This window comes from Nonomuraea sp. NPDC050733 (assembly GCF_040654215.1).
GTDB lineage: Bacteria > Actinomycetota > Actinomycetes > Streptosporangiales > Streptosporangiaceae > Nonomuraea.
This window is the reverse complement of the sequence record NZ_JBFAHO010000003.1, coordinates 99,101-120,076: the sequence shown is the minus strand read 5'-3', so window position 1 is coordinate 120,076 and position 20,976 is coordinate 99,101. Positions and strand designations below refer to the sequence as shown.

General features: G+C 72.2%; 18 protein-coding genes. 11 read left to right on the top strand and 7 right to left on the bottom strand.

Annotation, left to right across the window (positions count from 1 at the left end; all coding sequences use genetic code 11):
- Positions 1–7: 7 nt before the first annotated feature.
- On the bottom strand, positions 8–652 hold the full coding sequence (locus tag AB0H64_RS07180; protein ID WP_357621047.1) for a hypothetical protein: 645 nt from the start codon (positions 650–652) through the stop codon (positions 8–10).
- Complete coding sequence (locus tag AB0H64_RS07175; RefSeq protein ID WP_357621045.1) at positions 649–1,305, bottom strand: hypothetical protein; 657 nt, start codon at positions 1,303–1,305, stop codon at positions 649–651. Before AB0H64_RS07175 ends, AB0H64_RS07180 begins: the two co-directional genes overlap by 4 nt.
- A 177-nt stretch (positions 1,306–1,482) precedes the next feature.
- On the opposite strand from AB0H64_RS07175, the gene AB0H64_RS07170 reads away from it, so the two are divergent.
- From AB0H64_RS07170 to AB0H64_RS07155, 4 genes are all read left to right on the top strand, one after another.
- Positions 1,483–3,504, top strand: coding sequence for a hypothetical protein (locus AB0H64_RS07170; protein WP_357621043.1), 2,022 nt, complete (start codon positions 1,483–1,485; stop codon positions 3,502–3,504).
- A 70-nt stretch (positions 3,505–3,574) separates the two neighbouring features.
- Positions 3,575–6,688 carry an ATP-binding protein gene (locus AB0H64_RS07165; RefSeq protein WP_357621041.1) on the top strand — a complete coding sequence of 1,038 codons (3,114 nt, stop codon included), beginning with the start codon at positions 3,575–3,577 and terminating at the stop codon, positions 6,686–6,688.
- A 115-nt stretch (positions 6,689–6,803) separates the two neighbouring features.
- Positions 6,804–8,033, top strand: a complete 1,230-nt coding sequence (locus AB0H64_RS07160; RefSeq protein ID WP_357621039.1) for a MurT ligase domain-containing protein — start codon at positions 6,804–6,806, stop codon at positions 8,031–8,033.
- Positions 8,023–8,742: a glutamine amidotransferase gene (locus AB0H64_RS07155; protein ID WP_357621038.1), complete on the top strand. Its 720-nt coding sequence runs from the start codon at positions 8,023–8,025 to the stop codon at positions 8,740–8,742. Before AB0H64_RS07160 ends, AB0H64_RS07155 begins: the two co-directional genes overlap by 11 nt.
- Positions 8,743–8,764: 22 nt before the next feature.
- Here the strand turns inward: AB0H64_RS07155 and AB0H64_RS07150 are convergent, their stop codons facing one another.
- The 3 genes from AB0H64_RS07150 to AB0H64_RS07140 are packed head-to-tail and all read right to left on the bottom strand — an operon-like array spanning position 8,765 to position 14,995.
- On the bottom strand, positions 8,765–9,283 hold the full coding sequence (locus AB0H64_RS07150; protein ID WP_357621036.1) for a hypothetical protein: 519 nt from the start codon (positions 9,281–9,283) through the stop codon (positions 8,765–8,767).
- A complete protein-coding gene (locus AB0H64_RS07145; protein ID WP_357621034.1) occupies positions 9,280–14,589 on the bottom strand; it encodes a hypothetical protein in 5,310 nt (1,769 codons plus the stop codon). The genes AB0H64_RS07150 and AB0H64_RS07145 overlap by 4 nt, the downstream gene beginning before the upstream one ends.
- 19 nt (positions 14,590–14,608) lie before the next feature.
- Complete coding sequence (locus tag AB0H64_RS07140) at positions 14,609–14,995, bottom strand: YbaB/EbfC family nucleoid-associated protein (RefSeq protein ID WP_357621032.1); 387 nt, start codon at positions 14,993–14,995, stop codon at positions 14,609–14,611.
- 79 nt (positions 14,996–15,074) lie between these two features.
- Between AB0H64_RS07140 and AB0H64_RS07135 the strand changes: the two genes are divergently transcribed.
- Together AB0H64_RS07135 and AB0H64_RS07130 are read left to right on the top strand one after the other, a co-directional pair.
- Complete coding sequence (locus AB0H64_RS07135; RefSeq protein WP_357621030.1) at positions 15,075–15,371, top strand: hypothetical protein; 297 nt, start codon at positions 15,075–15,077, stop codon at positions 15,369–15,371.
- Between the two features lie 314 nt (positions 15,372–15,685).
- Positions 15,686–16,633 (top strand): hypothetical protein, encoded by a 948-nt coding sequence (locus tag AB0H64_RS07130; RefSeq protein WP_357621028.1) that lies wholly within the window; start codon positions 15,686–15,688, stop codon positions 16,631–16,633.
- Here AB0H64_RS07130 and AB0H64_RS07125 read toward each other — a convergent pair whose 3' ends face one another.
- Positions 16,634–16,996, bottom strand: coding sequence for a DsrE family protein (locus AB0H64_RS07125; RefSeq protein WP_357621026.1), 363 nt, complete (start codon positions 16,994–16,996; stop codon positions 16,634–16,636). It lies immediately after the preceding gene.
- 53 nt (positions 16,997–17,049) lie between these two features.
- Here AB0H64_RS07125 and AB0H64_RS07120 point away from each other — a divergent pair, with 53 nt between their 5' ends.
- The 4 genes from AB0H64_RS07120 to AB0H64_RS07105 all read left to right on the top strand — a co-directional run bounded on the left by AB0H64_RS07120 (position 17,050) and on the right by AB0H64_RS07105 (position 19,518).
- Complete coding sequence (locus AB0H64_RS07120) at positions 17,050–17,538, top strand: FABP family protein (protein WP_357621024.1); 489 nt, start codon at positions 17,050–17,052, stop codon at positions 17,536–17,538.
- Positions 17,535–17,834 (top strand): DUF2470 domain-containing protein, encoded by a 300-nt coding sequence (locus AB0H64_RS07115; RefSeq protein WP_357621022.1) that lies wholly within the window; start codon positions 17,535–17,537, stop codon positions 17,832–17,834. Before AB0H64_RS07120 ends, AB0H64_RS07115 begins: the two co-directional genes overlap by 4 nt.
- Positions 17,835–18,136: 302 nt before the next feature.
- Complete coding sequence (locus AB0H64_RS07110) at positions 18,137–18,550, top strand: Fur family transcriptional regulator (RefSeq protein ID WP_357621020.1); 414 nt, start codon at positions 18,137–18,139, stop codon at positions 18,548–18,550.
- 29 nt (positions 18,551–18,579) lie between these two features.
- Entirely contained in the window at positions 18,580–19,518 is a 939-nt protein-coding gene (locus AB0H64_RS07105; protein WP_357621018.1) for a folate-binding protein, read from the top strand.
- A 50-nt stretch (positions 19,519–19,568) separates the two neighbouring features.
- Here the strand turns inward: AB0H64_RS07105 and dtd are convergent, their stop codons facing one another.
- Positions 19,569–19,994 carry a D-aminoacyl-tRNA deacylase gene (gene dtd / locus AB0H64_RS07100; protein WP_357621015.1) on the bottom strand — a complete coding sequence of 142 codons (426 nt, stop codon included), beginning with the start codon at positions 19,992–19,994 and terminating at the stop codon, positions 19,569–19,571.
- On the opposite strand from dtd, the gene AB0H64_RS07095 reads away from it, so the two are divergent.
- Positions 19,993–20,970: an asparaginase gene (locus tag AB0H64_RS07095; protein WP_357621013.1), complete on the top strand. Its 978-nt coding sequence runs from the start codon at positions 19,993–19,995 to the stop codon at positions 20,968–20,970. The two genes, dtd and AB0H64_RS07095, sit on opposite strands and share 2 nt — an antisense overlap.
- Positions 20,971–20,976: the final 6 nt, after the last annotated feature.

The window sequence follows — 20,976 nt, the reverse complement described above, 5'->3', positions numbered from 1 at the left end:
GTCCCGATCACTTCTTGACGAGGGAGTAGACGTCCTGGGGCTTGGCGGCGAGGTCGCGGGCGGCCTTCTCGTCGAGCCCCAGGTCGATCTCCACTTCCGGCTGGTACGGCTCGACCAGGACCGACGGCGGCAGCCCGAACACCACCTTGGCCCCCGGCAGGGCCGAGGCGGGCACCTCGAAGAAGAACCGCCCGGTCACCCAGATGTCCGGCTGCACCCAGGTGGATGCCATCGTGAGCGCGTCGTTCACCCGGTCGGTGGCGTCGAAGCGGTGGCCGTCGGCGGTCAGCAGCGTGGGCTGGCCGAGGTGGTACGGCTTGAGGCTGGACTTGGCGGCGGCGTTGACGACGAGGAACAGGTTGTCCGTCTCGACGGTCTCGGTGCTGCGGGTCTGGATCGCCCTGGCGACGGTGAAGGAGTCGAGCCGCACGTGAAAGCGCCGGGCGTCGACGTCCTGTCCCTTGTCGCCCGTGTACGTCAGCGGGGCCCCGGTGTCGTTCTCCGTCAGCGCGAGGGTCTGCAGGCCCACGGCGCCGCCGGCGAGGAGCAGGCCGAGCAGCGCGTTGAGCGCCCGCGAGCCGCCCCGCCCGGAGCCGGTGCGGCGGGCGCCCCGGCCGTCCGAGGCCGCCGCGCGGGGCTGGACGGCGGTCATGCCGTGGCGTCTTCCTGGACGGGCAGGGTCACCTGCGCCTTGACCTCGGGGACGAGCTTGTCCCCCTCGTCCTGGGTGATCATCGTCCACCTCTCGGACGGGTCGTTGAACCCGGCCACGTACTCGTACGAGCCCACGTCCAGCGTGACCTTCTCCGGCGGCTTCCGGCCCTCCTTGAGCTCGTACCGGACGATGACCGTGCTCTTGATCCCCGGGTGGAGCTGCCCGGTCTCGCCGCCCTTGGCCAGGGCGAAGGCGGAGGGCCGGGAGTCGGCCGGGAAGGCGGGGCTGATCTTGACCAGCGAGCTGCCGAACGTGTCGCCGTAGCCGGCGTTCTCCTGGCTCGGGGGCACGCCGACGGAGGCGGTGTCGTCGCCGCGGTTGGTCACCTCGAAGACCAGCTCCACGAACCGCTTGTCCTCGTCGAACTGCGTCTGGGCCTTCTCCAGCCGCACCCGCGACTCGACGAAGCGGGTGGCGAACCGGCCCTGGTCGAGCACGGCGCCCTTGCCGAGCTGGGGAGGGGCGTCGGGAGCCTCGCTGAGGCCGCCCGCGAGGGCGGTGATGCCGAGGGCCGTGACCAGCACCAGGGCCACCGCCGGCACCACGATCGGGCGCCTGGGCCTGCCGCTGCCGCCGGAGGGTTCGGTCATGGGTAAGGATGGTAATAGGTCACGCTTGTCCCATCCGCCGCTATCCTCCCAACGGGCCGGTCTAATTGCCGAGAACCCTGCCGTAGAAGGGGTTCTAGCTCATACGCTGTCACGGAGCGGGCGGGACAAGCCTCTACTACTAACGACATATCGCGGCCGGAGGGTCACGTGGTGGACGTGCATCCTGAGCATGCGCAGCTCCAGGCGGACCGCATCTACCTGGGCTGGCAGTACATCCTGCTGCACCCGGACCCCGGTCCGCCACCGAAACGCCCCTCGCCGGCCGAGGAGCCGCCGCCCGCGCGCCCCGACCCCGACGTGGCCCGCCGCAAGCGCATGCAGGAGGACATGCTCAACCGGCCGGTACGGGTCTTCCGGCTGTTCATGGTCGTGCTGACGCTGCTCATCCTCGCGCTGGCCGTGGGCGGCCTCCTCCAGTGGAAGTTCGCGTTGCTCGGCCTGGTCGCGGCCTGCGGCGTGGCGATCATCTGCAGCTACGCGCTCGTCCAGGGCGACCGGGCCGTCCGCTACCGGATCAGCGAGCAGCAGGCCCGCGATGACCGCCGGCGACAGGAACGTGACAAAGAGCTGTTCCGCGCCCAGGAGGAGCACGCCCAGCGCTACCGCGAGTGGCAGCGGCTCAAGGAGCGCCACGACCGCCAGCTGAGCTGGTACGCCGTCGCCGTGCCCGACGAGATCGACCGCATCGACGTCGCCGGTGGCACACTGCCCGGCTGGTCGGCGCTCGTCACCCTGCTCGGCGCCACCCGCCTCTACAGCGGCGGTCACCTGACCGTGCTCGACCTGTCCGAGGGCGCCATCGCCAAGGACCTCGTCGAGCTGGCCCGCCGGGGCGGCGACGACCCCCTGGTCTGGGTGCTGCCCGTGGACCTGCCCCGCCTCGACCTGGGGGCCACCCTCAAGCCTGAGGCGTTCGCGGACGTGCTCGCCCACGTCGTCAGCGTCAGCGAGGAGCACCGCACCACCCGCGACCTCAGCTTCGACAACGCCATCCTGGAGCGCGTCCTGGAGGTCCTGGGCGAGAACGCCACGATCAGCCAGGTCACCGCCGCGCTGCGGGCCCTCGCCCAGGTCGGCGACCCGCGCGACGACCTCAGGTACGGGCTGATCACCGCGACCCAGCTCGAACGCATCGGCACGCTGTTCGGGCGCGGCGTCAGCGACCGCGTCGTCATCGAGCGGGCCTGGGCGCTGGAGTCACAGCTGCGCAAGCTGGAGACGCTGGGCACGGAGGCCGTGCGGCTGCCGCCCGCCCGGCTGCGGGTGGTCAGCATGGACCGGCAGGCCGGCGTCTTCGGCAACCGGGTGCTCGGCACGTACGTGGCGACCGCGCTCACCCACATCCTGCGGCAGTCACCCGCCTCCGACCGGCCCTGGTACCACACGATCATCGTCGCGGGGGCCGACAAGCTCCGCGGCGACGTGCTGGACCGGCTCATGGACGCCTGCGAGACCTCCCGTACGGGGCTCGTGCTGACGTACCGGTCGCTGACCCCGCCCGTGCGGGAGCGGCTGGGGCGCGGCCACGCCGCGGTCGCGTTCATGCGTCTCGGCAACGCCGAGGACGCCCGGGTGGCGAGCGAGCACGTCGGCACCGAGCACCGGCTGGAGCTGGCCCAGCTCACCGAGACGATCAGCGAGTCGCTGCCCGGGGTGGACGGCGGCTACACCTCCACGATCGCCGAGGTCGAGGGCCGGCACGAGGAGCACGGCGACAGCGCCACCGACCTGGCCGAGGACATCACCGAGTCCACCGAGTGGGGCCGCACGACCGGCAAGATCGGCGAGAAGGAGCGGGTGCTCCAGCGTTCCCGGGAGTTCCTCGTCGAGCCGCACCAGCTCCAGCAGCTCCCCACCACCTCCGTCATCGTGACCGACGCCACCGCGCAGGGCCGGCGGGTCCGCCTCGCCGACGCCAACCCGGCCATCCTGACCTTCCCCAAGACGACGCTCGGCGAGCTGGACGACGTGCGCGACGCCGTGCTGGCCGTCGACGGCGAGCACGGGACCGAGGAGGGGCATCAGGAGGCCGGGGAGAGAGTCCGGCAGGGGACGCCGCAGCGCGGCGCCGGACGGCCGAGCGAGCACGCGGCGACGCCCGGACGCGACGGCTCCGAACCGCCGCCGAACCTCGGTCCGCCCCCGCCACGCCTCGACTGGCGCAAGGGCAGGCAATGAGATGGTCAATGTCAAGGCGACGGGCTGACGGTCGGCCGATTTTACTAAGAGCCGTCTGTGGGGGGATGCAATGCAGCCGAGTGTTTCGCTGAGCGGGCCGTGGTACCGGATCCAGTCCATCGCCGCACCCTCACGAAGCTCGTCGGCGGAGTGGGACTTCGTCACCGTGCTTCCAGCCGTGCTGTCCGCCGCCCAGCGGGACCGGCCGTTCGCCATCGGGTGGCTCTCCCGGGGCTCCGGCGCGCCCCTGGAGCTCATCACGAACGCGGGTCCGCTGTCGCCGCCCCGCCAGCCGCGCCGCGCCACCGACGCCCCGGAGGTGCCGACCGGGCCGCAGCCGCTGCTGTTCCCCGGCGGGGCGCGCGGGGTGCAGCTCGGCGAGGAGTACCTGGCCGACCTCGCCGACCTGGTGTGGACGCCGTGTCCCGGCCGGCAGGCGCCGCCGCTCGGCGGACGCCGGGAGTTCGACCCCGACGAGCTGAAGCGGCCCACGCTGTTCGAGTCGACGCTGATCACGCTCATGTCGCGGCCGTTCGCCTGGCTGGTCGTGGCCGAGCCGACCGGCCTGCTCGACGCCGAGGTGGCCCACCTGCGCACCCAGCTCAACGTGCTGCGCCAGTACGGCGACGCCTCCGAGCGCTCCCGGTTCGACGCCGAGCGGGCCGAGCGGCGCATGCAGGAGCTGGACGCGTTCCGCGAGGCCGGGCTGTGGAACGTCCGGGTGCTGGCGGGCGGCGCGACGGCCGAGGAGCTGCGGCAGATCGCGCCCGTCCTCGTCGGCTCCGTCGAGATGAGCCACCACCCCTACCGGCTGCGCAGCGCGCAGGGAGCCGTTCACACGCTGGCCGAGGCCCTGACCATCACCATGCAGGACCCCGCCGACGGGGCCGCCGCGCCGTTCGCCGCCACGGCCGGGGCGCTCGCCGCGCTGGCCGGGCTGCCCAGGCGCGAGGTGCCCGGCGTGCGGGTCCTCGACTCCGGGTTCTTCGACGTGACGTCCGAGGCCGACGGCGGGGAGCTGGAGCTGGGCGAGATCCTCGACGGGCAGGACCGGGGGGTCGGCTCGTTCCGGGTGCCGCTGGCCACGCTGAACCGGCACGCGTTCGTCACCGGCGCCACCGGCTCCGGCAAGTCGCAGACCGTCCGGCACCTGCTGGAGCAGCTCAGCGGGGCCCGCATCCCGTGGCTCGCGATCGAGCCCGCCAAGTCGGAGTACGCCGCCATGGCCGGCCGCGTCGAGCAGTTCGGGCCCGTCACCGTGATCAACCCGTCGGCGCCCGCCGGCGTGCCGTTCAGCATCAACCCCCTCGAACCCGAGCCCGGCTACCCCGTCCAGGCGCACATCGACATGGTCAGGGCGCTGTTCATGGCCGCCTTCGACGCCGAGGAGCCGTTCCCGCAGATCATGTCGCTGGCGTTGCAGCGCGTCTACGAGGCCACCGGCTGGGACGTCGTGACCGGCGGCGCCGTGCCCGGCTCCAAGGTGCCGCCCAGCGTGCCGACCCTGGAGCTGCTCCAGCAGCACGCGATGGACGTGATCAAGGAGATCGGCTACGGCCGCGAGGTGCAGGCCGACGTCGAGGGCTTCATCTCGCTGCGGCTGCGCTCGCTGCGCGTCGGCTCGGCCGGGCGCTTCTTCGAGGGCGGCCACCCGGCCGACATCGGCGGCCTGCTCCAGCGCAACGTGGTGCTCGCCATCGAGGACGTGGCCAACGACGAGGACAAGGCGTTCCTCATGGGCACGCTCATCATCCGCATCGTGGAGCACCTGCGGATGCGCGCCCGGCAGGAGAAGTCCACCGGGCTGCGGCACGTCATCGTCATCGAGGAGGCCCACCGGCTGCTGCGCGACCGCGGCGCCGGCCGGGCCGCCACGCACGCCGTGGAGCTGCTGGCCGGCATGCTGGCCGAGATCAGGGCGTACGGCGAGGGCATCGTGGTGGCCGAGCAGATCCCCACCAAGCTCGTCTCCGACGTGGTCAAGAACACCGCGCTCAAGGTCGTCCACCGGCTCCCGGCCGAGGACGACAGGCAGCTCGTCGGCGCCGCCATGAACCTCAGCGAGGAGCAGTCCCGCCAGGTCGTCTCGCTCCAGCCGGGCTCCGCGGCCGTGTTCGCCGACGGCATGGACCGGCCGCTGCGCGTGCGGGTGCCGCTGGGTGAGTCGCGCGAGCGGCTCATGCCCAGCCCTCCGCCGCCGATAAGGGGACGCCGCTCGGCCGCCTGTGGCAGCCAGTGCCGCACCGGTCAGGCGTGCACGCTCGTCGAGCTGCGCGAGGCCGACGTGCTGGCCGACGCGCCGGACTGGGCGTGGCTGCGCGTGTGGTGCGACACGGTCGTGCTGGCGTTCGTGACGAACCGCCCGATGCCCGGCGTGCCGCGCGCGCTCGCCGCCGCCTGGTCGGAGCTGCCGGTGCGGCGCGGCGAGTGCCTGCTCGCCACGCTGGTCGAGCGGTCGGTGCAGCGGCGCGCCTGGTCGCTGCGGAGCTGGCTCGACCCCGCCCTGCTCACGGAGAAGGCCGCGGAGTGCGCCACGCGGCTGCTCGCCGCGCTGGACCGGGGCGGCGAGCGCCCCGGCTCGGCGTGGGTCATCCCGCAGGTGCGCTGGCTGCACGAGGTGGACCGCCTCTTCCCGTACGGCCGGCCGGCGCCGGACCTGCGCAGCCCGGCGCCGCCCATGGAGTACGCCCTGTTCGGCGACACGCCCGGCGGGACGCCCCGTGACACGTCCCCTGGGACGCCCAGCGGGACGCCCAGTGGGATGCCCGGTGGGACACCCGGTGGGACGCCTCCCGGGGACGCGCCCGACGGAGTCGCGGGGAACGCTGCCGCGAGCGCCTCGGGGGTGGCCACCGCGGTGGCCACCGTCCCGGGCGCCGCCGCCCCGCACGGCGAGCTGCTGGGCCACCGCGCCAAGGCGCTGCGCCACCACCCCCTGTCCATGGCAATCGAGCACAACAGGGCCCTGGCGTGGCGGGTCATCCTCGGCGACGACGAGAACGAGGGCTTCCAGCGCGACATCATGAACGTGGCGATCGGCATCGAGCCCGCCGCCCGGCTGCGGCACGTGGGCCAGACCATGGGAGCCGGGTGGCTGGAAGGCGTCCTGTCCTGGCCGGGCCGCTTCGTGCTGCCGTTCGACCACGGCGGCGTGCCCGAGCTCCCCTTCGCCGGCATGCCCTAGCCGTGGCTCGCCGGACACGCCTCGCGCTCGGGGATCTTCAGGCCCCCGCCGCACCGGGCCGCGTTTTCGCGTGCGTATCCAGAGCAACGGCCGACGCGGACTAGGATTCTGTGCCATGACCCAGCTTCCACTGCGGGCCCAGCTCGCGAGCGCCCTGGGCCGCAGCGCCGCCACGCTGTCCAGGATGACCGGGCGCGGTGACGGCTCGGTGATCGGCGGACGGGTGGGCCTCATGCTCGAGCCCGATCTTCTCCGCAAGCTGGCCCGCGACCGCAAGCTCGCCCTGGTCAGCGCCACCAACGGCAAGACGACCACCACCCGGCTGATCACCTCCGCGCTGCTGGAGATGGGCGAGGTCGCCACCAACGTGTACGGCGCCAACATGCCGGCCGGCCACGTCTCGGCGCTGTCGCAGCACAAGGACGCTCCCTACGGCGTGCTGGAGGTGGACGAGAAGTACCTCCCCGAGGTCCTCGACACCACGGGCGCCAGCGTGGTCTGCCTGATGAACCTCAGCCGCGACCAGATGGACCGCGCGGCCGAGATCTGGCTGCTGGCCCAGAAGTGGCGGCGGGCGCTGTCCGGCAAGCCCACCCACGTCATCGCCAACTGCGACGACCCCCTCGTCACGTGGGGCGCCTCCACGGCCGCCAAGGTCACCTGGGTCGCGGGCGGACAGCGGTGGAAGGAGGACTCGTGGTGCTGCCCCGAGTGCGGCGGCCCCCTGGACCGCAAGGACGCCGACTGGGCCTGCCGGGAGTGCACCTTCCACCGGCCGGAGCCGCAGTGGATCCTCGACGACGACGCGGTCGTCGACCCGCGCGGGCAGCGGTGGCTGCTCGACATCCAGCTCCCCGGCCTGGCCAACCGCTCCAACGCGGTCATGGCGCTGGCGGTGGCCGAGGCGTTCGACCTGCCGGTCGAGCGGGCGCTGCCCCGGCTGCGCGAGGTCACCTCCGTCGCCGGCCGCTACACCACGGTCGAGCGTGGGGGCCGCCAGGCGCGGCTGCTGCTGGCCAAGAACCCGGCGGGCTGGCTGGAGGCGTTCGACGTCGCCGACCCGGGGCTGCCGATCATCCTGTCGGTCAACGCGCAGGGCCCCGACGGGCGTGACACGTCCTGGCTGTGGGACGTCGACTACCGCGTGCTGCGTGGCCGGCCGGTGTTCGTCACCGGTGAGCGCCGCCTCGACCTGGCGCTCCGGCTCGACGTGGCGGACGTGCCGTTCGCGGTGTGCGAGACGTTCTCCGAGGCGCTCGCCATGCAGCCGCCCGGCCGTGTCGACGTGATCGCCAACTACACCGCCTTCCAGCAGATCCGATCGGAGTTCGGCCGTGCCGTCTGACAGCGCCCTGCGCATCGTCTGGATCTACCCCGACCTGCTGAGCACGTACGGCGACCAGGGCAACGTGCTGGTCCTGGAGCAGCGCGCGCAGCGGCGCGGCATCGAGACCGAGACCATCCACGTGCGCTCGGCCGACCCGGTGCCCGAGACCGGCGACATCTACCTCATCGGCGGCGGCGAGGACCGTCCGCAGATCCTCGCGGCGGCTCGGCTGCGCCGCGACGGCGGCCTGCACCGCGCCGTCAACCGGGGCGCCGCGCTGCTGGCCGTGTGCGCCGGCTACCAGATCATGGGCAGCACGTTCGGCGGCGAGGAGGGGCAGCCGGTCGACGGCCTCGGCATCCTCGACATCGCCAGCGTCCGCGGCCCGGCCCGCGCCGTGGGCGAGCTGGTGGCCGAGGTCGACGCCGCGCTCGGCCTGCCGACGCTGACGGGCTTCGAGAACCACATGGGCGTCACCCGGCTCGGCCCCGGCGTCAAGCCGCTGTCGCGCACCGTCAAGGGCGTGGGCAACGGCGACGGCTTCGAGGGCTGCTACGCCGGCCGCGTCGTCGGCACCTACCTGCACGGCCCGGCACTGGCCCGCAACCCGGCGCTGGCCGACCTGCTGCTCTCCTGGCGGGTCGGCGCCCAGCTCGCCCCGCTCGACGACACCCGCTACGAGCAGCTCCGCCAGGAACGGCTCAACACGGTCCTCGCCGCCGGCTGACCCGCCGCGAGCGGGCCGGTCGCTAGAGGTCGTCCTGGCGCACCGCGACGTCGATCACCCCGGCGGCGTGCAGGCTGGTCAGCAACGTCCAGTCGTCCGCCGGGTCCAGCCACACCTGCAGCTCCTCGGGGCCGCGCGGCCGGGGCAGTGACCCGGCCGGCTCATAGAACGTCGTGATGAGCACCAGCGGCACGGGCGCGGTCCATTCCTCCGGAGCCGGCGGTACGTGCCTGCCGCCGAGCAGCACGGCCCGGTCCTCGGCCGTGCACTCCTCCAAGCGGTCGGTCGCGGCCAGCTGCGCCTGCAGCCGGACCTGAGCGTCCAGCGCCATCCGCACGCGCGCCTGGTCCCGCTCATCCGGCGTGCCGAGCGCGTCGTATCCGGGGCTGAGCGCCCCCACCAGCTCGCCCGGCTCGTCCGCGTACGCCCGCGAACCCCCGCCGGCGAAGATCATCTCGTACCGGTACAGCGAGCCGTCGACCTTGACCGGCACGGCGGGCGGCCGGTCCGCCGACGAGCTGTTGCGGATGACTACGGTCATAGGAACCCCTCGTACAAGCCTCTCTTGCTCCATCGTGTCACCGCGAACAGCGCGGTGAGCTGCGCCTTGTCGACCGCCCGGTGGAACAGGAGATCGGCCAGTTCGAAGTAGGACGAGTAGTCCATCCGCATGCGGTCGGCGCTGTGGACGCCATGCAGGTCCTTGTCGCCGTGGTTGAGCGGGAAGTGGTCGTCGGCGAGCCGCTGGGCCAGCCCCACTGTCCCCAGCACCAGCTTGGTCTGCGCCTGGATGACCCCGGGATCCAGTGAGCCGTCCGGGAGGCGGAACTCGGTGTGGTCGGACCTGCCCCCCTGGACGGATTCGAAATTGATCGCGAGCGTGTGCTTTTCGTGCTGTTTGCGCATCGCGTCGATCGACGCGTACCCGCCTGTGTGGACCTGGTTGGGTACGCAGAACTCCATCCGCCGGTGATCGGGCTGCTCCGGGTTCGTCCACAGCCGGATGAACGTGTCGTAGTAGTCCTTGAGCACCAACCTCAGCGTCCGCTGGTAGAAGGCGGGAATGTGGTCGAAGGCGGAGGTGTCCACGTGGAGGTGGCCGCCCGTGTCCTCCGTGATCACGCCGCCGTGCGACTTGATGATCTCGGTCGCCAGCGCCAGGCTCTGCCACGTGCGTGGCGTGTCATACAGCGGCGGCGAGACGAGCTCGCCGGCGACCGTGTTGTCCTTCTCCAGCCGCCAGCCGTTGTCTCCCTCGGGGTAACCGACGTCGTGGGAGGCGTGGTAGTCGTGCAGCCAGGGGTCCTGCGTCAGCCCCGCGTCGTAGAGGTCGCGGGCGATGGCACTGTTGATCGCGTCCCGGTGCCGATCGAGCGCACGGGGGAAGTCATACTCGATCTCCCGGCCGAACCTCATGCCGGTGCCGGGCGCGGCCAGCCCGGCGGTCGCGTCCTCGGTCATGTAGGGGATGACCGGCTCGCCGCGGTCGGCGCGCGCGAACGCCTCGGCCAGGTCGCGATCGAACGCCTCGGGGTCGGACCGGTAGGAGACCTCCGGCTCGCTCGGCCAGCTCTCCCAGGCGCGGGCCCGCGCCTCCAGTGCACGGAGGCGTTCCCGTTGCAGACCGGAGGTGAGGGGGTCGCCCTGGCCGATCGACGCGCGGGCGGCGCCGGCGTCGCGGGCCGAGCTCTGGCGAAGCTGGTCTGAGAGCGCCTCCTCCGCCTGGCGCATCAGCGTGCGGCTGAAACGGTACGGCTCCTCCGTCGGCGCGCGGTAGTAGGCCTTCAGCCGCTGGACGAGATCGGCGCGGTCGGCGGCGCCGGCCGGGTCGAACCCGCGCTCCTGGGCCGCCGTGAACACGTGCGCCAGCCGCTCGACCGAGTGCTCCAGGCCGAGGTCGCCCGCCAGCCTCCGGAGCGGGTCGAGCACCCACGCGCGGGCCTCCCTCTGAGGTCCCAGGATGCGGTCGACGCGCGCCAGCGCGCTCGTGACGGGCTCGCTCAACGGGGTCGAGTACCGTTCCGACACCCGGACCTTCGCCCACGTGTCCGGGGCGGTGTCCATGTATCCCCGCAGCGCCTCCACCAGCGCCGGGCGGTCTCCGGCCCCCATCGGGTCGAAGCCGAGCCGCTGCGCGCGGCCGGCCACGTGGGCCAGCCGGGCCGGCGAGTCGCCGAGGCCCAGCTCGCGTGACAGAGCGAGCAGCGGGTCCAGCGCCGTGTGCGCTCCGCCACCGGTGGTCACACGGTCGAGACGGCCCAGGGTCGACGCTCTCGCCTCGTCCATGCGCGTGCCGGGGAACCGCTCCTCCATCACCCGCACGTCCCAGCCGTTCGTGTCGCGCTCGCGGAACCCCGCGAGGCTGTCCACGAGCTCCGCGCGGGTCGCCGGGTACTCGGGGAGAGCACCCAGGGCGTCGGCCGCGGTGAGCATCTCGGAGAAGGTGCGCATCGCGTGGGAGAAGCCCGTCTCTGCCGCGAGGTCGAGCAGCCTGCCGTCCGGTGAGACCCAGCGGAGCGCTCCCTCGGTACGGCTCAGCGCCCGCGCCGCCGCGTCGTCGAGCCCGCCGATGGAGTGCTCGTCCACGATGCGCAGCCCGTTCCACAGCTCGTGATCGTCCCGCCGGGCCTGCCTCAGCTCGTGGACCAGCCCGAACCGATCCCGCGCGCCCTGGACGTCGTAGCCTCTGGCGTCCGCGTCCAGGAACAGCCGCCCCACGTGCTCGATCGAGTAGAACCCGAGGTCGGCGGCGTTCGTCAGGGTACGCAGCCGCGCGACGCTCACATGGGGCCGGGATCCCGTGTTGCCGCTGAGTACCTGGTCCATCCGGGCGAGGGACCGCGCGATCGGGAACGTGGGCCACGCGATCTGGTTGTGCGCGATCCACAGGCCGGGAAGGAGCATGGGGTCGCTCTGTCGATGCTGCTCCAGCCTGTCAAGGAGCTCCCCCTTGTCCGTCGCCCCGGCGGGGTCGAAGCCCTGCCGCTGGGCCTCGTCGAAGACCCTCACCAGCTGTTCGTAGCCTCCAGGCACGCCCATGCTCTTCGACAGGGCGTAGAGGCGGTCCTGCTTCTGGGCGTTCGCAGGGTTTTGTATGTCATGGGTGACGATGTCGGTCATCGTGCCGAGGGTGTGCGCGAACGCGTCGTCCGGGACCGGCGTGTGGATCAGCCGGGCGACATGGCGGCCCCTGGCGACCAGGGCGGGGTCCAGGAGCGGGGGCGGGGTGCCGTCGCGGTTGATGAGCTGGTCGATGCGTCCCGTACCGGAGCCGGAGTCCTTGGCGGCCTGGCTCGGGGGAGTCGTTTCGTCCCGCGTGGCGGGGGCGTGGCCGGCGGGATCGCGGCCGTGGCCGGAGTCGTGGGGAGCGGTGGCGCGGCCCGCGTCGCCGGAGCCGTGCGGGGCGGTGGCCCGGCCCGCGTCGCCGGGGTGGGCGGGGGGCGGGGCGTGCCGGTCGCCGGGGTGGGCGGGGCGTGCGTCGTGCGGCTCGGCGGGGTGGCCGGGGGGTCTGCCGTGGGGCTCGGCGGCGTGGGTGGGCGGGGTGTCGTGAGGGCGGCCGGGGCGGGCCGGCGGTGGCGTCTCCCTGGGGGCGGCGGCGCGGGCGGCCGGCGGTTCGTGCGCGGCGCCTACGGGGACGACGGGTCCGTCCTGGGCCTGGCCGGTCCTGGAGCCGCCCGCGCCGTGCCTGTCGCCCGCGCGTCCGGCGGCGCCGTCCTGACCGTCGCCCGTGCGTCCGGCGGCGATGCCGTGCCCGTCGTCGGACGCGTGCGCGGAGACGCCGCCCTGCCCGTCCGCCGTCCGCTCCGGGGCGGCGCCCTGGGCGTGCGTCGCCGCTGCCGGGGCCGTGTCCACCGGATCACGGGCCTGGTCGAGGACGCCGGGGCGGTCCGAACCCTGCGGGGCGTCCCGGCCGTCTTCCTGCCGCGGGCTGCCGGGGTCGTGGTGCTGTGCTCTGTGACCGGCGTCGCCAGGGGAATCCGGCCGGCCGTCCTGCGCGTCCGGTTCCGGCCCGGGTGGCGGCGGCGTGGGTGGCACGTAGGGCGTGCGGAGGGGCACGGGGTCGTGCAGGGGCTGCGGGTGCCCTGGCGCGGCGTTCGGCGTGGCGGCCAGGCCGACCACCGCGGCCTGACCGCCTGCCGGGACGGGCATCGGGTGGCCGGCCTGGCCGCCCATGGGGCCGGGTGCCGGGTGGCCTGCCGGACCGGGCATGGGACCGTCCGCTTGGCCGCCCGCCGGAACGGGCAGCGGGTGCGCTGCCGGAGCGGGCGCCGGGTGAGCCGGGGCGGGCCCGTGGGTGGGCCCGTGGGTGGGCTGGTGGGTGGGGGCGCGTGAGGCGTTGGTGCCCGTGGAGGGCTCGGCGCCCTGCGGCGGCGTGTCCTGCCTGCGGACGACCTCGCCCTCGATCACCCGGGCCTGGTGCGCCGTGGCGGGAGTGGAGCCGTCGCCCCCGGCCGGAAGCGGGTGGGCCTGCCGCTCCGGCCCGCCCGGTGCTCGCGGGGCCTCGCCGCTCAGCACCACCTGGGCCGGCTCGACGACCCGGCGCGGTTCGGCCCCGCTCGTGGTTCTGCCCCCCGCGGCCTCGCCACTCGGCCCGCGCTCCGGGACGGCGGGGCGTCCGCCGGGGACCGGGTCAGGGCCGACGGGGTGTCCGTCGGAGAACGGAACCGGTCCGGTGGGGTGCCGGGTGGAGGACAGGTCCGTGCCGGTGGACCGGCCGCCCAGTGCTGGCTCGGCGCTGTGGGCCAGATCCAGTGTGCCGCCCGCCGCCCATGACGCGGTGTGGCCGGACGGGGGAGCGCCGGGCGGAGGAGGGCCGGGCAGGGAAGCGGCGGACGGGGCAGGGCCGGACGACGTATGGCTCGACGGGGCGGGCCCGGCGGTGAGCTCGCCGGCCGGCGCCGGCGTGTAGCGGACGCGGGCACTCTGCGGGATGGCGATGCCGCCGGCCGTGCCCGCCACGAAGGAGTAGAACAGGTGCGCCGGGTCGAGCTGGTCGCTGAGGGCCAGCCCGGGGATCGAGCCCACGGTGCCCGACACGCCGCCGACCAGCGCCCGCCCGTAGATGCTCTGCCCGAAGGCCGCGAGCTGGTCGCGCACCCCCAACTCGGCCCGCGACACGACGAACACCAGCTCACGCGTGGCCAGGCGCGACAGCCCGAAGTCGACCCCGGTGAACACCAGGCCGGTCAGCGCGCCGTTGCCCAGGGACATCAGCACCGAGCGGAGGTCGAGCTTCTCCCGGTTGCCGAAGAGGAACTGCGCCCCCTGTACGGCCAGGTCCATGCCGCCCATGATCGCGGAGAAGGCCAGCATGTTCATGATCAGCCGCCGCTTGAGGGCCTGGATCGACATCCGGGTCATCAACGTGCGTACCTGGATCAGCCTGAGCACCGACGGCCCGTACAGGTACACCCACACCAGCAGCCGGGCGATGGCCAGCGCGAGCAGCGCGAGCGCCGCGTACTGCATCCACTGGGTGTGCTCCATGGTGACCGCGTGGTCGCGCAGCAGCCGGGCCTCCTGGCGGATGGCCTGCTCGACCCGCTCCAGCAGCGCATCGCCCTCCAGGTCCGCCAGCGGGGCCGCCTTCCCCCCATCACCGGCGAGCACGTTCAAGACCTCCTGGAACGCCTCCTTGGCGGCGCCGTCCCACTCCGAGCCCTTGAGGTAGCGCAGCACGGGCTCGGCGTCCTCGACGCGGATGGCGGCCAGCTCGTCGGCCAGCGCCTCCAGCGCCTCGGCCTCCCGCACGAGCGCGTCCGGCTCGGCCTCGGGGAACGCGCCGGCCGTCAGCGGCAGCGCCAGATGCCTCACCAGCTCGGGGACCAGTCCCGGATCCAGCCCCATCAGCCGGCTTCCCCGACCGTCACGCGCCCGGCCCGCGCCGGTCGGCGCCGGGCAGGAACGACTCGAAGCCCGTGCCCTCCCCGAACAGGTCCTCGAACGGGACATCCTCGGCGATCAGCGGCCCGGCCAGGGTCCTGAGCTCGTCGGCCACCTTCCGGGCGGCCACGGCGGCCTGCTCGACGACGCACGCGGCCAGCTCCGTGGGGGTCAGCTCGCGGTACACGCGGGGATCGAACTCGACGGCCCGCAGCTCACCCTGGGGTCCGACGGTGACGGTGACCATGCCGTCCTCGGACTGGGCGGAGCCCGTGAGGTCGCGCACCTTGTGGTGCATGTCCTTGACCTGTTCGGTCTGCCGGTCGACATCCTGGACGAGTTGCCGGAGCAGATCCCATGAATCACTCATCGTCGCATCAACCTCACGAAGCCGTCAGGACGCCCGCATACTATCGATCAAGTCGGTGAGTCAGGGAGGGCACGGCCGTATGGAACGCAAGGGCGCCAGCTACAGCGCCAGCCAGATCAAGGGGCTGGCAGGGGCGATGGACGATCTCGCGGGCAGGCTGCGGGACGTGGGTGACCGGTACGAGACGCACAAGGTGGCGATCCGCAAGGCGCTCGGCGACGACGACTACGGGCAGACGTACTGGCGGACGCACGAGCGACTGGAGGCGATCGGCACCGCGCTCCAGCTCCTCACCGCGACCGCCCAGCGCGAAGGGGGACGCCTCGGCCAGGCCTCCGCCAACCACCGCGCCACCGACGAGGCCAACAACAGCTAAGGGTCCCCGGCAGCGGCTCGATCCGCGCCCACGCCTCATCGGCCGACGCGTACATCTGCAACGGTTGTGCCGTCGTTTCGCTGCGAGGTCGGTTGACGTCACGGCGGCCGAGGGGGATCGAAATTCACCAGCAATTCACCGCATGGTGCCGGACAGTTCTTGTGGAATTTTCTAAGCTTCTGCTTTGTCCACCGTGAACCGACCATGCCCCGAGAAAGCGATGTCGCGTGACTTTGAGAACAGAACCGCAAGAGGATGGAGCGCGCACGAGCAGCGCACCGAAGTCCGGTGACGATTGGCCTGGGCTCGGCGGCATGGTCAGGGATGGCATTGATGTCGATCGCGGCGCGTTGCGGAAGACGGCCGAGCGTCTCGTGATCGATCTGAACGATGTCGAGATCCCTGGCTGGTGGGACGGGTCGAGTTTCAATGCCGGCGACTGGGGCAGGGCCAACGATGTCTCGATCATCTTCCGATCTTTCACGGATGACTTGTACTGCATCACCGCTGATGCGGTGGTCGAGTGCATCGTGGCCGCGTGCGGTATTGCCACCGCCGGCCAGAACTACAATATCGCCGAAGAGCACAGTTGGCTGCACAGGCAGTCTTCTTGGAACAGGTATCACGACCCCACCTCCTCGGTGAGTCGTTATTCGGACACTCCGAGAAGCAGTTGGAGCAGTGTTGAGAAGGGCTACGCCGTCAGCGCCCATTATCCGTCCGGATATATCGTCGTCGACTGGAACGGCATCGAGCTGCGTCATGACTACGACCACCTTGACAAGGAACAAATCAGGACGCTTTTGATGACCGGCGACGAGCAATCAATGCGAAACTTTTCCAAGTCCATGGAGGCGATCGCCGACGACCTGGACACAATGGCCGGCAAGCTGCGGTTCCATGCGAATGACGTCAGCCACCATTGGGCCGGTGCCGCAGCAGAGAGAGCACAGTGGTCGCTGAGGGGGATTTACGACACCGTCCGCCCGTCGGCCGAGGTCTACAACACAATCGGTTCGCTCGCCCGTACCTGTGCTGATGACATCGTGGCGCCCGCCAAGGCACGCTTCGATCACGCGGTGGCCGACGAGAACTGGTTCACCGACATCTTCCAGGACGACGACGACAACTCCGCCCGCAATTACCTGAAAATGATCGATCAACAATTTTGCGATGAAGTGCTTCCGCATTTCCCGCAGTCCGCACAGCTCGGCCTTCCGGGCCTGATCCGCGCAGAGGACCGACTTGTATATTCCTCCTAGCTAGTACACCAGCGCCTGGGCGTCCTTGGCGACGGCCTCCTCCACGAAGGCCGACGCGCCCGCGATGCGGACACCCTCGATGAGGTCGTCGACCGTGATGTCGCGCCGGGCCGCGCACTGCGTGCAGACCGTGACCCGCCCGCCCGCGAGGACGGCGTCCAGCAGGTCCGTCAACGGAGCCGCGTGGGGCAGGCTGAACTCCTTGGCCCGCCCCGGGAGCGCGAACCAGGAGGACTCGCCGGTCAGCCACAGGGAGACCGGGACACCACTCGCCAGCGCGGCGGCCGCGACCGTGAACGCCTGGTTGCAGCGCTCCGGCGCGTCGGCCCCGGCGGTCACCTTGATCACCAGTGATCGTGCCATGCCCGCCACACTAACGCCCGCGTCCGCACGCGCGGCCACTAGGGTTGGGGGACATGGAAGAACCTGAGATGCATCCCGATCTGGAGCCGATCGCCTTTCTCATCGGCAGGTGGGAAGGCGCGGGTGTCGGGGGTTATCCGACGATCGAGAGCTTCAACTTCGGCCAGGAGATCGAGTTCGGCCACAACGGCAAGCCGTTCCTGTCGTACGTGAGCCGGACCTGGCTGCTCGACCAGGACGGCAACCGGGTCAGGCCGCTCGCCACCGAGTCCGGATACTGGCGCCCGCAACCGAACCGGCAGGTCGAGGTGGTGCTCGCCCACCCCACCGGGGTGGTGGAGATCTACGTCGGCGAGGTCGTCTTCCACAAGATCGAGCTGCAGACCGACGTGGTGGCGCGCACCGTGACGGCCAAGGAGTACACCGCGGGGCGGCGTCTGTACGGGCTGGTCAAGGGCAACCTGATGTGGGCCTACGACATGGCCGCGATGGGGCACCCGCTCACGTCGCACATGTCGGCCGAGCTGAGGAAGGTGGCATGAGCGGCGGTCCGTTCACCGCGGAGGCGGTCGAGGCGATCAAGCGCCACATGAACGACGACCACGGCGACGACGCGCTGCTCATCGTGCGCGCGCTCGGCGGCCGGCCGGAGGCGAGCCGCGCGGTGACGAGCGGTCTCGACGGCGAGGCGATCGAGTTCACGGTCGACGGCGGCGAGCGGGTGCGGGTGCCGTGGGGCGAGCCGCTGACCGAGCGGGCGCAGGTGCGCATGGCCGTGGTTGAGCTCTACCGGCGGGCGTGCGGGGAGCTGGGCGTCGAGCCTCGCGGCGAGCACTGACCTCCGCCGGGAGGGGGCATGAAAAAAGGGCCCCCGGGCGTGCTCCGCTCTCTGTCGAGCGGGCTGGATGGACCATGGACGGGATGAGTCTCCCGCCCTCCAGCCGCCGGGGGCCCCGGTGGTTGCCTCGTATTCGCCGAACGGCGCGAGACGGGGCGTCCGCGTCGTCAGCGGACAACCACCTCGCTAGCCCAACTATGAATCACCATTGTTTGGACCACCTCCTTTCCGCGTACTCACGAAGTTATGTGGTCGTCCGCGAGGAGGGCAAGCGATTAAAGCTCCGGCCGTAGACTCAGGGCATGACCGAGACGCAGTGGCACGAGGAGCTCCGCGCCAAGGGCTACCGGGTGACTCCCCAGCGGCAGCTGGTGCTGGAGGCGGTCAAGTCGCTGGAGCACGCCACCCCGGAGGAGATCTGCGTCAAGGTCCGGGAGACGGCGCGCGGCGTCAACATCTCCACCGTCTACCGCACGCTTGAGCTCCTGGAGGAGCTGGGCATGGTGACGCACACCCATCTCGGGCACGGCGCGCCGACCTACCACCTGGCGGCCGAGGCTGACCACGTCCACCTGGTGTGCCGGGGCTGCGGTGACGTGATCGAGGTGCGGCCGGAGCTGGCGGAGGGGCTCGTGCGGGGGCTCGACGAGGAGCTGGGGTTCGCCGCGGACGTTCACCACCTGACGGTGTTCGGGCGCTGCCGCCGCTGCCGCTGACGGTTCGGCCAGCGGATAATCTGGACGGCATGCGTAGCCCTCTGCTGGACCTGCCCGGAGCCGTCGCCGCCGAGGCCCCGGACTCTGACGTCGCCGCCCACTACGGCGACCTGTTCGCCGAGCAGCGCGCGCTGGTGCGGGGCGAGGCCGTGGTCGACCGCAGCAACCGCGAGGTGGTGCGGATCTCCGGCGCCGATCGGCTGAAGTGGCTCAACGACCTGACCACGCAGAAGCTCGACACCCTGACCCCGGGCCGGTGGACTCAGACGCTCGACCTCGACCTGCAGGGCCGCATCCTCCACCAGTTGACGCTGGTGGACGACGGCGAGAGCATGCTGGCGCACGTCGAGCCGGGCACCGCCGACAGCCTGGTGGGCTACCTCGACCGAATGCGGTTCATGCTGCGGGTGGAGGTGTCGCGGGCCGACGACCTCGCGGTGCTGTCCACGGCCACCGAGGACTTCCTGGTGCCGCGCGGCGAGCTGTCGGAGCACCTGGGCCGGCCGCTGGCGGGGCTGTGGGCGTACGAGGCGCTGCGGATCGAGCGGTTCGAGCCGCGGCTGGGCTTCGAGACGGACCACAAGACGATCCCGCACGAGATCGGCCTGATCGGCACCGCCGTGCAGCTCGGCAAGGGCTGCTACCGCGGTCAGGAGACGGTGGCCCGGGTCCACAATCTCGGGCACCCGCCGCGGCGGCTGGTGTTCCTGCACCTGGACGGCAGCGTCGACACGCTGCCGCCGCACGGATCGCCGGTGATCTTCGAGAGCCAGGAGGTGGGCACGGTCGGCTCGTCCGCGCGCCACCACGAGCTCGGGCCGATCGCGCTGGCGGTGGTCAAGCGCACGGTGCCGGTGGACGCGCCGCTGCTCGCGGGCGGCGTCGCCGCGTCACAGGAGGTCGTCGTCCCGCCGGACGCGGGCCGCAATGTCCAGATCGACCCGGCGCTGCGGCGTCGTGTTCGATAGACCTTCCTCTGCAGCGCGGCCGTCGCAGGGGCCGAGCCCAGGCCCCGGCCTCAGACGTCCACGACGAGCGTGATCGGGCCGTCGTTGACCAGGGAGACCTGCATGTCGGCGCCGAAGCTGCCCGTCTCCACGTGCGCTCCGAGTGCCCTCAGCTCCTCCACCACGGCCTCCACCAGCGGCTCGGCCACCGGTCCCGGGGCGGCGGCCTGCCAGGTGGGCCGCCGGCCCTTGCGCGCGTCGCCGTACAGGGTGAACTGGCTGATGACCAGCAGCGGCGCCGACACGTCGGAGCAGGACTTCTCGCCGTGCAGGAGGCGCAGCCCCCACAGCTTGGCGGCGAGCCTGCGGGCCTCCGCGGCCGTGTCGGTGTGCGTGACCCCGACCAGCACCATGAGGCCGGGCTCGTCGATGGCCCCGATCGTCTGACCGTCCACCGCCACGGAAGCCGACGTCACCCGCTGCACCACTGCTCGCATGGGATCCCATTCTGGCGTAGGACGGGCGCTTCGTAGACTCATGGCCGGAAAGGGGCCTGAAATGCCGCTGGTGGTGGAGGTTGTCCGTTCTGGGTTCGTGGAGTCGAGGCATCATGCGCGGATGCTGACGCTCGGCGCGGACGGCGGCCCGGTGGAGGCGCACGGCGCGGTGCACGTGCCGGCGTCGCCACGCTCGTCGATGAAGCCCCTCCAGGCGCTCGGCATGCTGCGCTGCGGGCTCGACGTGGCGGGGGAGCTGCTGGCGCTGGCCTGCGCCTCGCACGCCGGTGAGCCGTTCCACGTGGAGGGGGTGCGGAAGATCCTCGCGGGGGCGGGTCTGGACGAGTCGGCGCTGCGGTGCCCGGAGGACCACCCCGAGGACCGGGCGGTGTCCGAGCGGGCCCGCGTCTACATGAACTGCTCGGGCAAGCACGCCGCCATGCTCGCCACCTGCGTGGCGAACGGCTGGCCGCTCGACACGTACCTGGAGGTCACGCACCCGCTCCAGCGGGCGATCCGCGCCACGGTGGAGGACCTGACGGGGGAGCGGATGGCGGCCTCGGGCGTGGACGGCTGCGGCGCGCCGCTGTACTTCGTGTCGATGCTGGGCATGGCGCGGGCGTTCCGGGCGTTCCCGCTGGGCGCGGCGGGGTCGTACGAGCGGCGGATCTTCGAGGCCGTGACCGCGTACCCGGAGTGGACGTCGGGCACCAGCCGGGTGGAGGTCTCGCTCATGCGCGCCGTGCCGGGGCTGATGCTGAAGTCGGGGGCGGAGGGGTTCGAGGTCTTCGTGTTCGAGGACGGCCGGGCGGGGGCGGTCAAGGTGGAGGACGGGGCGCAGCGGGCCCGCACGCCGGTGACGGTGGCGGCGCTGCGGTCGCTGGGCCTCGACGCGCCGGACCTGTCCTCCTCGACCCCGGTGCTGGGCGGCGGCCGGGTCGTCGGCGAGCTGCGCCTCGCCTCCTCTCCGGCCTGACGGCTT